Annotated in this window: 17 protein-coding genes; 16 read left to right on the top strand and 1 reads right to left on the bottom strand. The window is 48.7% G+C overall.

Annotated elements, in window-relative coordinates; all coding sequences use genetic code 11:
* The first annotated feature begins 43 nt into the window (after positions 1–43).
* From ACTQ1O_RS10160 to ACTQ1O_RS10140, 5 genes are all read left to right on the top strand, one after another.
* The gene (locus ACTQ1O_RS10160; protein ID WP_441487145.1) at positions 44–2095 is read left to right on the top strand and encodes a DHH family phosphoesterase; all 2052 of its coding nucleotides are present in this window, start codon (positions 44–46) and stop codon (positions 2093–2095) included.
* Positions 2095–2544, top strand: a complete 450-nt coding sequence (gene rplI / locus ACTQ1O_RS10155; RefSeq protein ID WP_441099062.1) for a 50S ribosomal protein L9 — start codon at positions 2095–2097, stop codon at positions 2542–2544. Before ACTQ1O_RS10160 ends, rplI begins: the two co-directional genes overlap by 1 nt.
* 46 nt (positions 2545–2590) lie before the next feature.
* Complete coding sequence (dnaB, locus tag ACTQ1O_RS10150; RefSeq protein ID WP_441099061.1) at positions 2591–3943, top strand: replicative DNA helicase; 1353 nt, start codon at positions 2591–2593, stop codon at positions 3941–3943.
* Between the two features lie 216 nt (positions 3944–4159).
* Positions 4160–4333 carry a DUF362 domain-containing protein gene (locus ACTQ1O_RS10145; RefSeq protein WP_441099060.1) on the top strand — a complete coding sequence of 58 codons (174 nt, stop codon included), beginning with the start codon at positions 4160–4162 and terminating at the stop codon, positions 4331–4333.
* A 199-nt stretch (positions 4334–4532) separates the two neighbouring features.
* On the top strand, positions 4533–4763 hold the full coding sequence (locus tag ACTQ1O_RS10140; protein WP_441487144.1) for a DUF1858 domain-containing protein: 231 nt from the start codon (positions 4533–4535) through the stop codon (positions 4761–4763).
* An 11-nt stretch (positions 4764–4774) separates the two neighbouring features.
* On the opposite strand, the gene ACTQ1O_RS10135 is transcribed toward ACTQ1O_RS10140, so the two are convergent.
* Positions 4775–5527, bottom strand: coding sequence for a GNAT family N-acetyltransferase (locus ACTQ1O_RS10135; protein ID WP_441487143.1), 753 nt, complete (start codon positions 5525–5527; stop codon positions 4775–4777).
* A 403-nt stretch (positions 5528–5930) separates the two neighbouring features.
* Here ACTQ1O_RS10135 and ACTQ1O_RS10130 point away from each other — a divergent pair, with 403 nt between their 5' ends.
* The 11 genes from ACTQ1O_RS10130 to rpmC all read left to right on the top strand — a co-directional run bounded on the left by ACTQ1O_RS10130 (position 5931) and on the right by rpmC (position 12475).
* Positions 5931–6968: a hypothetical protein gene (locus tag ACTQ1O_RS10130; protein ID WP_441487142.1), complete on the top strand. Its 1038-nt coding sequence runs from the start codon at positions 5931–5933 to the stop codon at positions 6966–6968.
* Positions 6969–7557: 589 nt separating this feature from the next.
* Positions 7558–7875, top strand: a complete 318-nt coding sequence (gene rpsJ / locus ACTQ1O_RS10125; RefSeq protein WP_441099056.1) for a 30S ribosomal protein S10 — start codon at positions 7558–7560, stop codon at positions 7873–7875.
* 103 nt (positions 7876–7978) lie between these two features.
* A complete protein-coding gene (gene rplC, locus ACTQ1O_RS10120; protein WP_441487141.1) occupies positions 7979–8614 on the top strand; it encodes a 50S ribosomal protein L3 in 636 nt (211 codons plus the stop codon).
* Positions 8615–8642: 28 nt separating this feature from the next.
* Positions 8643–9263, top strand: coding sequence for a 50S ribosomal protein L4 (rplD, locus tag ACTQ1O_RS10115; RefSeq protein ID WP_441487140.1), 621 nt, complete (start codon positions 8643–8645; stop codon positions 9261–9263).
* Positions 9263–9562, top strand: coding sequence for a 50S ribosomal protein L23 (rplW, locus tag ACTQ1O_RS10110; protein WP_441099053.1), 300 nt, complete (start codon positions 9263–9265; stop codon positions 9560–9562). Before rplD ends, rplW begins: the two co-directional genes overlap by 1 nt.
* Before the next feature lie 56 nt (positions 9563–9618).
* The gene (rplB, locus tag ACTQ1O_RS10105) at positions 9619–10458 is read left to right on the top strand and encodes a 50S ribosomal protein L2 (protein WP_441099052.1); all 840 of its coding nucleotides are present in this window, start codon (positions 9619–9621) and stop codon (positions 10456–10458) included.
* Between the two features lie 16 nt (positions 10459–10474).
* Positions 10475–10753: a 30S ribosomal protein S19 gene (rpsS, locus tag ACTQ1O_RS10100; protein WP_441099051.1), complete on the top strand. Its 279-nt coding sequence runs from the start codon at positions 10475–10477 to the stop codon at positions 10751–10753.
* Between the two features lie 27 nt (positions 10754–10780).
* Positions 10781–11167, top strand: a complete 387-nt coding sequence (gene rplV / locus ACTQ1O_RS10095; RefSeq protein ID WP_441099050.1) for a 50S ribosomal protein L22 — start codon at positions 10781–10783, stop codon at positions 11165–11167.
* A gap of 12 nt (positions 11168–11179) precedes the next feature.
* Positions 11180–11836 (top strand): 30S ribosomal protein S3, encoded by a 657-nt coding sequence (rpsC, locus tag ACTQ1O_RS10090; RefSeq protein ID WP_441099049.1) that lies wholly within the window; start codon positions 11180–11182, stop codon positions 11834–11836.
* Between the two features lie 2 nt (positions 11837–11838).
* Entirely contained in the window at positions 11839–12276 is a 438-nt protein-coding gene (rplP, locus tag ACTQ1O_RS10085) for a 50S ribosomal protein L16 (RefSeq protein ID WP_441099048.1), read from the top strand.
* The gene (rpmC, locus tag ACTQ1O_RS10080; RefSeq protein WP_441099047.1) at positions 12266–12475 is read left to right on the top strand and encodes a 50S ribosomal protein L29; all 210 of its coding nucleotides are present in this window, start codon (positions 12266–12268) and stop codon (positions 12473–12475) included. The genes rplP and rpmC overlap by 11 nt, the downstream gene beginning before the upstream one ends.
* The last annotated feature ends 20 nt before the right edge of the window (positions 12476–12495 follow it).

Here is a 12495-nt window from a genome sequence, read left to right as displayed (position 1 = left end):
GAACTTCTTCACTGGCCGCCCCTGTGTGTAAAGAGGATCAAATATGAGCAGAGTAAAAATGACCGGTCAGCTGAGAAGATTTCTGTTTTTCCCTCAGGTGTTGCTGATTCTTCTGGTCGTCTTCAACATTGCCATCTATTTCATCAATGTGAACGCCGGTCTTCTGGCAAGTGCCGGGCTCGCAATTTATGTGGTTTTTGTCGCTGTTGTGTACGCGAGGCAGCGTTCAGGGATCACAAATGAACTTGTCACCTTTGCCACCCAGTACGGACAGATCCAGCGCCAGCTGATGATGGATCTCTCTCTTCCCTATGCCATCACCGATGACCACGGAAGGCTGCTGTGGTTCAACGACGCCTTTGCGGATCTGACCGGTAAGAGCCGGAAGAATTTCTGCAAATCCATTGCCAGCATCTTCAACGGCCTTTCCCCGGACAAGTTTCCGGCGAGAGATCAGGAAGCTGATTATGAGATTATTTACAATAAACGTGACTATCGAATCCAGATCAAAAGCGTTGTACTCGATTCACTAATCGACGATTCCGGTCTCATTGACAGGAAGACCAGGGAAAAAAGCAGCTATATTTACGCATTTCTTCTGTACGATGATACGGAGCTGAACGAGTATATCCAGAAATACGAAGATGAGACGATGGTCTGCGGCATGATCTATCTGGACAACTACGACGAGGCGCTCGAAAGTGTCGAGGAGGTCCGCCATTCCCTTCTGACAGCTCTGATTGACCGGAAAATTAACAAGTATTTTCAGGACCTCGACGGAATTGTAAAGAAATACGAAAAGGACAAATATATCGTCCTGATGCGAAGCAGCACACTCAATGAACTCAAGTCCATGAAATTCAACATCCTTGAAGATGTGAAGACCGTAAATATCGGAAATGACATGGCCGTAACCCTCAGCATCGGCATCGGCGCCAATAACGGTTCCTACAACCGGAACGCTGACTGCGCCAGGATGGCGATTGATCTCGCCCTCGGAAGAGGAGGAGACCAGGTCGTGCTGAAGGACGGTGACAGCATTACCTATTTCGGCGGAAAGTCGCAGGCAGTAGAGAAGAGCACACGCGTGAAAGCCCGAGTAAAGGCGCACGCGCTCCAGGAATTTATCGAGAGCAAGGAAAAGGTCGTCGTTATGGGCCACAAGCTGCTGGACATCGATTCCTTTGGCGCCTCGATCGGTATCTACCGCGCCTGCCGCACCTTGAACAAGAAGGCCTATGTGGTCATCGACAGTCCCACTTCTTCCACAAGCCCCTTTATTCAGGAATTCGAGGACAATCCGGATTATGATCCGAAAATGCTCCTGAATATTCATGACGCAAAGGAAATGGTCGACGAAAATACCCTTCTCGTCGTGGTGGATACCAATAAGCCGGATTACACCGAATGCGAAGAGCTGCTTCACCAGACAAAGACCATTGTCGTGCTCGATCATCATCGTCAGGGGAACAATTATATCCGAAATGCGGTCCTTTCTTATATAGAACCGTATGCATCCTCGACCTGTGAAATGGTCGCCGAGATTCTTCAGTATTTTGCGGAAGGCGTAAAGCTGAAGAATATCGAGGCGGATTCTCTTTATGCCGGAATTATGGTGGATACCGACAACTTTATGTCGAAGACCGGCGTGCGGACCTTTGAGGCCGCCGCCTATCTGCGCCGAAGCGGCGCTGATGTCACCCGCGTAAGGAAGATGTTCCGCGAGGACCTCGGTGATTACCGCGCAAAGGGAGAGACTTTCAGCAACGCAGAGATTTACCGAGAGCATTTCGTAATCGCGGAATGCCCGAGTGAAAATGTTGAGAGTCCGACGATCGTCGGTTCTCAGGCCGCAAACCAGCTGCTGAATATCAAAAACGTGAGGGCCTCGTTTGTCCTCACAAGTTACAAAAATATTGTCTATATCAGTGCCAGAGCGATCGACGAAGTCAACGTCCAGATCATCATGGAACGACTCGGCGGGGGCGGCCATCTGAACATGGCCGGAGCCCAGATGCCGAGGGTGACTGTTGATGAGGCGAAGACAAGACTGAAGAATGTTCTGGACAACATGCTTGACGGAGGAGAAATCTGATGAAAGTTATTTTGCTTGAAGACGTAAAATCTCTTGGAAAAAAGGGCGACCTTGTGAATGTAAGCGACGGATATGCACGCAACATGCTGCTTCCGAAGAAGAAGGGCGTTGAGGCGACACCCGCCAATCTCAACACCCTGAAGCTGCAGAACAAACACGCGGAAAAGCTCGCCGCGGAGGCTCTGGAGGCCGCCAAAGAGCTGAAGGAACAGATCGAAAAGAAATCCATTTCCCTGAAAATCCGCACCGGAGAAGGCGGACGGGTTTTCGGCTCCATCTCCGCCAAGGAAATCGCGGACGCCGCAAAAGACCAGTTGGGATATGAGATTGACAAGAAGAAAATCTCCATGGACGGACCGCTGAAAGAGCTTGGGACCACTAAGGTTGATGTCCGCCTCCATCCGCAGGTAATCGCAAAGCTTGCCGTCAATGTGACAGAAGAAAAGTAATCATTCTTCCCTGATATGTGATTTGAAACAGAATGGGTGACGATTTATGGATGAATCCGTAATTAAAAGAATACTGCCGCACAGCGAGGAGGCGGAACAATCGGTCATCGGCTCCATGCTCATGAGCCGGGAAGCGATCGCCGCGGCATCGGAGACACTGACCGGTGCCGATTTTTACCAGCAGCAGTACGGTATTATTTTTGACACAATGGTAGAACTGAATAACGAGGGCGTCGCCGTTGATGTTGTCACCCTGCAGAACCGCCTGCGGGAGAAAAAGGTTCCACCGGAGATCTCAGATATGGAATATGTGAGAGATCTCCTGAAGGCGGTCCCGACGTCCGCCAATATCCGGCACTACGCGGGAATCGTAGCCGAGAAGGCACTCCTGCGGCGGCTGATCCGGGCTTCAGAGGAAGTAGAAAACAGCTGTTATCAGGACGATCTTCCCATAGAACAGCTTCTGGATGAGTCCGAGAAGAAGATGTTTCAGCTGTTTCAGCAGAAAACCGCGTCGGATTTTGTGCCCATCAAGCAGGTCGTGCTGAACGCCCTGAATACAATAGAGAAGGCCTCCCGGACGACAGGAAATGTCACCGGTCTCGCGACCGGATTTACCGATCTGGACTACAAGACCTCCGGTCTCCAGAACTCAGATCTTATCCTTGTGGCTGCCCGGCCTTCCATGGGAAAAACAGCCTTTGTACTGAATATTGCAGAGTACATGGCCTTCCGTCATGACAAGCACGTCGCGATTTTTTCTCTCGAGATGTCAAAGGAACAGCTTGTGAACCGTCTTCTGTCGATGGAATCGCATGTCGGATCACAGAACATCCGGAACGGAAATCTGAAGGACGATGAGTGGAAAAAGCTGATCGAGAGCGCGAATGTCATCGGCAAGTCGAATCTCATCATCGATGACACGCCCGGTATTACTGTCCGCGAGCTTCGCACCAAATGCAGAAAATATAAGCTGGAGCACGGGCTCGATATAGTAATGATCGATTACCTGCAGCTTATGAGCGGAAGCGGTGTCAGAAAATCCGATTCCCGCCAGCAGGAAATTTCCGATATTTCCCGGTCATTGAAGGCTCTTGCCCGTGAACTAAATGTACCGGTCGTTGCTCTTTCCCAGCTCAGCCGTGCCGTTGAGAGCCGGCCGGATCATCGGCCCATGCTGTCGGACCTCCGGGAATCCGGAGCAATTGAGCAGGACGCCGACGTCGTCATGTTCCTTTACCGGGATGACTACTATCATAAGGATTCAGAGAACAAGGGCATCTGCGAAATAATCATCGCAAAGCAGCGAAACGGCCCGATCGGAACAATCAATCTGGTCTGGCTTCCGGATTTCACAAAGTTCGAAAATGCGGCGCCGCGGGACCAATATGGAAACTGATCGCTGCCGCGCAAAGGTTAAATTTATACGCATGATTTGGACAGTCAGGCTCATCAGAGTGTGAGCATATGTGTCAGATGGGTCATCGGATGTTCTTGATTTTGTACTTGTCTTAAATGAGAAGATAGTATAGAATACTACTTGACAAGGCGGATGATGGGTTCCGCCGAGTTCTCTATTTGATATTAAAGTTTTCATTTAAGGAGGATTTTTAAGATGGCACGTGTTATTTCTGATGATTGTGTATCCTGCGGAACATGTGAGGGTGAGTGCCCGGTTGGAGCAATTTCTCAGGGCGATGAGCATTATGTAATCGATGCAGATACCTGCGTTGACTGCGGTGCCTGCGAAGCTGCATGCCCGACCGGAGCGATCAGCGAAGCTGAATAATCCGGATAACACATGACGAAAAACGCCGGCGCTGCTGCGTCGGCGTTTTTCTGTATAAGGCCAGCCGCACGTTCCTCGCCCTCGGGGGAGTCTTCCCGCCAGTGGACCAGGAGAACATTAGCGGTTCAAAAGCTGCGAGAGTTATAAAGCAGCTGGCTTGACACATGATCATAAGCCGTATAGGCTGTGGAGGACAGAAATGAAGATAAATAAGAATATGACTGTTACCGAAATCCTGAATGTAGATCCGATGATCAGCAACATTCTTGCCGGACACGGTATGAGCTGTCTCTTTTGCGGTGCCGCTGTCAATGAGACCCTGGAACAGGCCTGCCGTGTTCACGGAATCACCGCGGATCAGGTAGATCTTATGGTCGCGCAAATCAATGATTTTATCGGCGGACCGGAATCCACTGAAGAATCCTGCTGATCGGCCAAGGGTCAGCACAGCTTTTTCACGCGAAACGAATCTGTATAGAGATAACGGAAACCAAGCGACTCATACAGACGAATTGCTGCCGTGTTGCCTTCCACCACCTGAAGATATGCGTGAGATGCGCCCATTTTCTTCCCGTTCATCAGAATCGTGCTCACAATGGCGCGTGCAAGTCCCCTTCTTCGAAAATCCTGGCGGACATGAATGGCGTAGACACCGATATAGTCTCTGTCCAAAATCCCAAGCCCCGTTCCGATGATAGATTCACCGTCATGAATCGAAACGCATACCGTCTCCTTCGGGATTGCGCGGTACATGGAGGGAACGACCTGCCGATGCATGACGTTTGTCGTTCCCTTCAGGGCAAAGAGCCCTTCTATCCAGGATGAAGGAATAAAGCGTGATACATCTGTCCGAATGCCCGGCTTCAGATTCATCCGGTCCGGAAAATCCATCACCATATTATAGTTTACATGTTCCCTCACATAGCCGTTATGTTCCAGAAATGTGTCGAATGAGGCATCAAGGAGCGGTGAAATCTTGAAGATACAGGGAGTCCCCCACTTCCGGTAAACACTTTCGGTATATCGGAGTTTCTCTTCCAGCGGAATTTCCGATACGCCGATCTGTTCCACGCAATTTGTTCTGTGTGTATAAAAATAGGAAAATCGCAGAAGCCAGCCGTCATAGATCTCAATCTGATGGGACGGCCAGGCGTTCAGTGATAAATCTTCAATTGTTTTTACCAACGGATTCATTTGTAACCTCCGGAATCGGTGAAGACGCACGCAGTCTGTTTCGCAAGCCTACCGCGCGGCAATCCTGCATGCATTTTTATAGCGCCATTTACATCTTCATCATATTTGAAAAAACGGCTTCAAGCCGCGCGAAACTGCTGCCACATAAAGATCATGACAAAAAAGGGTTGATCGGAATGGCTTTATACCGCGCGCACCTGCAGCTTTATACGTATGAGCATAGCACAGATGCTGCACGAACTTCAATGACCTGTCCGGCATTTCTTCTATATAATATACAATTTCTTGCATTCAAAATTCTGTTGGGTTATAATTACGCTGTATGTACGGGATTATCAACCTTTCATCCCGTTACGTGGCAGAAAAAGCATGTTTTGTATGCATGTTACAAGGGGAGTACAATATGTCAAAAACACTTAAGATCATTGTGGGAATTATTCTTGCGCTGTTTATAGCATCCGGAGCGGCTCTTATCATTCCGCCGTTTGCCGGATATGACATGCGAGTTGTGCAGCAGCAGACGACAGGAAATATTCCTGTTGGAAGTGCTGTTTACTCGAAGGAACTCGATTCCTCCTCCATTTCAGCCGGCGAGAAAATTCTGGGAATCGGCACGGACTCGCTGAATATCTATACGGTTGAGAAGTACAGTTCTTCAGACGGGACGGTTCTTGTGAGCGACGGCACAAATGAGCAGACCTTTCAGGTCTCCGCGAAATATCTCAAGGTAATGTTTACCGTTCCGCTTATTGGATTTCTGATGATCGCCACACAGTCACTGGGTGGAATCATTGCTCTTGCACTTGTTCTTGCGCTTGTCATATTCCTTTTCATCTCAGCCGAGATCATTCGGAGGGGAGAAGAAATGGAGGAAGAGGAGGAAGAACAGGATCCGGAGGAAGACGAATTCTACCGCACGCTTGCAGCACGTAAGAAGAAACGGGACGCAGAATCCGATGTATCTGAGGAGTTAAATAGAAATGCGGCGCATCGTCAGGCTGCGCAGATGAAAAAACAACAGGCAAAAAATGACCCGGCAAAGGAACAGCCTTTATCCTCCGCTTTCGACAACGCAAATGGGATGACTGAAATCTCCGGTTCTGACGCAGAGCCCTCCTACGACATTCCCCGCGCAGTACCGGAGGAGAAGGATCTTGGAACGGATTCCCTCCCGGATGTTCAGGCGGCACTGGAAGCTGCGCTGGAAAGCCAGCCCTTGAATCACACAGCGGAAACATCCAGAATCAATATTCCGGCTGAGGAAACCGCTTCGGATTCCGATGCCACAGGAACAGCGCCGACGGGAGAAATCGAGCTTGCAATGCCTGTCCACACAGCAGATGAGCTTCTCTCCAAGGCATACAGCGATGGCCTTGACCCCAAGGTAAGGGATGATGAGATCACCGGGGTGACACTTGTTGATTACTCCGATTGTCTGTAAGAACCGAGATGAATTTGTTCCGTCTTACGGTGATTTTATAACAGAATCACCGTAAGACGGTTTTTTTACGCGAACAGTGAGCCGCAGCCGAATGCGAAGTATTCGTGTGCGGCGAGCGTCGCGATAGCAAGATAAAACTCGCGCAGCGTGTTTTATCTCGTTTCTTTATCCGTCTCTTTATCCGAACGGGTAGTGCCGAGATATTCCCTTCTATAAAAAGCATTACACAGCTTCCTGATACAGACTGCACACAGCTTCTTATCCACACTGTACACTTTTGTCCGGCTCAGGTTACCGACAGGTAGATTTATACAAAATTTCCGAAGAAAGTTCTTGCATTTTTTCTTACATGCTCGTATAATCATCATTGTTGTGACATAAAAGCGATGAAACATAAGATTGCAGCATTCCCGGCTGGTAACTTATGCGGAGCGAATGTCTAGTCATGATACAGGCGAAACGTCACTGTACAATCGAAAAGTCCGCCATAGAGCGGAAACGCCGGATGCCAGTTTAAGGACACACCCGGAAATGTGTACAGTCACCACCGCCGTGCTATCAAAAGTACGATAAGGAGGCGACTTTTTTTATGGCAAGTCAAGTAATGAGAATCACCCTGAAAGCGTATGATCATCAGTTGGTTGATGCATCTGCCGCAAAAATCATCGACACTGTGAAGAAAACCGGAGCAGTTGTCAGCGGACCGGTTCCGCTTCCAACCAAGAAGGAAGTAGTAACCATCCTGAGAGCCGTACATAAGTACAAAGACTCCCGTGAGCAGTTTGAGCAGAGAACCCACAAGAGACTGATTGATATCATAACACCGACACAGAAGACAGTCGATGCGCTGTCTCGCCTTGAAATGCCGGCTGGAGTCTACATCGATATTAAGATGAAGACAAAGTAACACCACGTAACTCTATAATGAGCTTCCCCATACAGGATGCTCCGCTGTAGGCTGACATGAGCTTGAACAGGAATCAGGCTCCGCTGTAGAAATGAGGTTTATCATGAAGAAAGCTATTTTAGCTACAAAAGTTGGAATGACTCAGATCTTCGATGAGAATGGTCTGGCTATTCCGGTAACTGTTCTTCAGGCAGGCCCCTGTGTTGTCACACAGGTAAAGACCCAGGAGAACGACGGCTACAGTGCCGTACAGGTAGGATTCGGCGATATCCGCGAGAAACTCGTCAACAAGCCGAAAAAAGGTCTGTTTGACAAGGCTGAGACTCCGGTAAAGAGATATCTTCAGGAGTTCCGTTTTGACAACGCGGAAGACTACGAAGTAAAGCAGGAAATCAAAGCCGATATCTTTGCTGCGGGAGACCACATTGATGCGTCCGCAATCAGCAAAGGTAAAGGATTCCAGGGTGCCATCAGAAGACATGGACAGTCCAGAGGACCCATGGCTCATGGTTCCAAATATCATCGTCATGCAGGTTCCAACGGTTCCTGTTCTGATCCGTCAAAGGTATTCAAGGGAAAACACATGCCCGGACATATGGGACATGTAAAGGTTACCGTTCAGAATCTGGAAGTCGTAAAGGTAGATGCTGAAAACAATCTGCTTCTTATCAAGGGCTCTGTTCCGGGACCGAAGAAGTCTCTTGTAACAATCAAAGAGTCTGTTAAGACAGTTCAGTAATCTCTAACGAGAAAGGAGGAACTTACAGATGGCAAACGTATCTGTTTACAATATGGAAGGCAGCGAAGTGGGAACACTTGAGCTTTCCGATGCCGTATTCGGCGTTGAAATAAAAGAAAATCTTGTTCATCAGGCAGTTGTTCAGTACCTTGCGAACAACCGTCAGGGAACGCAGAAGGCAAAGACCCGCTCAGAGGTAAGCGGCGGCGGCGCAAAGCCATGGAGGCAGAAGGGAACCGGTCACGCAAGACAGGGATCCACTAGAGCTCCGCAGTGGACGGGCGGCGGTATGGTTTTCGCCCCGGTTCCGCGCGATTATTCCTTCAAGATGAACAAGAAGGAGAAGAGAGCGGCTCTTAAGTCCGTTCTTACCGATAAGGTTCATGAGAACAAGTTCCTGGTTCTGGATGAGCTGAAGTTTGATGCTCCGAAAACCAAGGATATGAAAAAGGTTCTGGATGCTCTCAAGGTTGAGAAGGCACTCATCATTGTCGGAAATGACAGTGATAACGCAGTTATCTCCGCAAGAAACATTGCGGGCGTTGCTACTGCTTCACCTGAGACCATCAACGTATTCGATCTTCTGAAATACAACACCGTAATTGCTACAAAGAGCAGTGTAGCAGCAATTGAGGAGGTGTACGCATAATGGCATCCGTTCAGTACTATGACGTTATCATCCGTCCGGTAATCACCGAGAAGAGCATGAGCCAGATGAGTGACAAGAGATATTCCTTCCTTGTTCATCCGGACGCTACAAAATCTCAGGTTAAGGAAGCTGTTGAGAAAATGTTCGACGGAGTTAAGGTTGCGAAGGTCAACACCGTTAACTACGCGGGCAAGACAAAACGCCGCGGCGCGAATGTCGGCAAGACAGCTGCTACCAAGAAGGCCGTTGTGACACTCACCGAAGACAGCAAGGAAATAGAGATCTTCGAGGGCCTGTAAATATACAGTTTATGCGCGGCGACGCGCGATAACAAACATCGAAAGGAGATACTGTAATGGGAATCAAATCTTATAACCCATATACACCTTCCAGAAGACATATGACCGGATCGGATTTCGCGGAGATCACAAAGACCGTCCCGGAGAAATCCCTTACCGTATCACTGAAGAAGACTTCTGGCCGTAACAATCAGGGAAAAATCACCGTAAGACATCACGGCGGCGGAAACAGAAGAAAATACAGAATCATTGATTTCAAGAGATTCAAGGATGATGTTCCCGCAGTTGTAAAAGCGATCGAGTACGATCCGAACCGTACCGCAAACATCGCTCTGATCTGCTATGCAGACGGTGAAAAAGCATATATCCTCGCACCGGAAGGCCTTAAGGTCGGCATGAAGGTCATGAACGGAAGCAACGCTGAAGTTCGTCCCGGAAACTGCCTGCCGCTGAAGGACATCCCGGTTGGTACTATGGTACATAACGTTGAGCTGCACAAAGGTAAAGGCGGACAGCTTGTTCGCTCTGCCGGAGTAGGAGCGCAGCTGATGGCAAAGGAAGGCGGCTATGCTACCCTTCGACTTCCGTCAGGTGAGATGCGTATGGTATCCCTTGAGTGCCGTGCAACAATCGGTATCATCGGAAACGGTGACCACAACCTGGTAAATATCGGTAAAGCCGGAAGATCCCGCCATATGGGCATTCGTCCTCATGTTCGTGGATCTGTCATGAACCCGAACGACCATCCGCATGGTGGTGGTGAAGGTAAGGCTCCGGTCGGACGTCCGGGTCCCTGCACACCTTGGGGTAAGCCTGCTATGGGTCTTAAGACCAGAAAGAAAAACAAAGCATCTAACAAACTGATCGTTCGCAGAAGAAACGGTAAGACGTTATAATTAAGGAGGATAAACGATGGCTCGTTCATTAAAAAAAGGCCCGTTTGCTGATGAGAGCTTACTGAAAGCCGTTAATAAGGCTGTCGAGTCCGGCGACAAAACAGTCATTAAAACATGGTCTCGTCGCTCTACAATATTCCCTAACTTCGTTGGACTTACAATTGCGGTTCACGACGGAAGAAAGCATGTTCCGGTATACATCACCGAGGATATGGTAGGCCACAAGCTCGGAGAGTTCGTAGCAACCAGAACCTACAGAGGACATGAGAAGACCGAGAAGAGAACCGGCGCGTAATTGTAGATCGAAAGGAGGTTATTTGAAATGGCAAAGGGACATAGAAGCCAGATTAAACGTGAAAGAAATGAAAATAAAGAAACCAGACCGTCCGCAAAGCTTTCTTACGCAAGAATGTCTGTTCAGAAGGCCTGCTTCGTACTGGACGCAATCCGCGGCAAGGATGTCGAGACCGCTCTTGGCATTCTGACTTACAGCCCGAGATATGCTTCCTCTGTTATCAAGAAACTGCTGGAATCCGCTGTCGCAAACGCAGAGAACAACAACGGTCTTTCCAGAACAAATCTTTATGTAGCTGAGTGCTATGCAAACAAGGCACCGACGATGAAGAGAATTCAGCCAAGAGCACAGGGACGTGCGTACAGAATTGAAAAACGTACAAGCCATATCTCTGTTATCCTTGATGAGCGATAAGAGGAGGAAAGCATGGGACAGAAAGTAAATCCAAACGGATTAAGAGTCGGAATTATTAGAGACTGGAATTCCAAGTGGTATGCAGAAGCTGATTTTGCAGACAACCTGGCAGAGGATTACAAGATCCGCACATACCTGAAGAAGAGACTGTACACCTCCGGTGTATCCAAGATCGAGATTGAAAGAGCATCTGACCGCGTTAAAATCACCGTTTACACTTCCAAGCCTGGTGTGGTAATCGGAAAAGGCGGCGCTGAGATCGAGAAAGTTAAGAAAGAGCTCAAGCAGTTCACAGACAAGAAGCTTGTCGTTGATATCAAAGAGGTAAAGAGACCGGACCGCGACGCTCAGCTCGTTGCTGAGAACATCGCTCTTCAGCTTGAGAACCGTATGTCCTACAGACGCGCGATGAAATCCGCTATGCAGAGAACAATGCGCGCAGGAGCAAAGGGAATCAAAACCAGCATCTCCGGACGTATCGGCGGCGCTGATATCGCCCGCAGAGAGTTCTACAGTGATGGAACGATCCCGCTTCAGACCCTTCGCGCAGACATTGATTACGGTTTTGCTGAGGCAGATACCACATACGGAAAAGTCGGCGTAAAAGCATGGATCTACAACGGTGAAGTACTTCCAACCAAGAATCATAAGGAAGGGAGCGATAAATAATTATGTTAATGCCAAAGAGAGTAAAACATAGAAAGCAGTTCCGTGGTTCTATGAAAGGCAAAGCCCTGAGAGGCAATGCCGTAACACAGGGTGAGTATGGACTTGTTGCTACCGAGCCCTGCTGGATTAAGTCAAACCAGATTGAGGCTGCCCGTGTAGCTATGACCAGATACGTAAAACGTGGCGGTAAGGTTTGGATCAAGGTATTCCCGGATAAGCCAGTCACAGCAAAACCTGCTGAAACCCGAATGGGATCCGGAAAAGGTTCTGTAGAGTACTGGGTAGCTGTTGTTAAGCCGGGTCGCGTTATCTTCGAGATTGCTGGTGTTCCGGAAGAAGCTGCTCGTGAGGCGCTTCGTCTTGCTATGCATAAATTACCTTGCACCTGCAAGATTGTTGCCCGTGAGAAAGTAGAAGGCGGTGAAACAAGTGAAGAGTAAAAAGTACGTAGAAGATTTAAGAACAAAATCCGCAGCCGAGCTGAATGACGAGCTTGTTGCAGCAAAGAAAGAGCTTTTCAACCTGAGATTCCAGAATGCTACAAATCAGCTCGATAATACCGCACGTATTACCGAAGTTCGCAGAAACATTGCCAGAATTTCAACTATCATCGCGCAGAATGCGAAGTCAGCTGACTGATTTTTTCAGGTCAGAAATTC

The organism is Bilifractor sp. LCP21S3_A7 (assembly GCF_052118825.1).
Lineage (GTDB): Bacteria > Bacillota > Clostridia > Lachnospirales > Lachnospiraceae > Bilifractor.
Note: the sequence above shows the minus strand (reverse complement) of the source record. Positions and strands in the feature narration are given on the sequence as shown.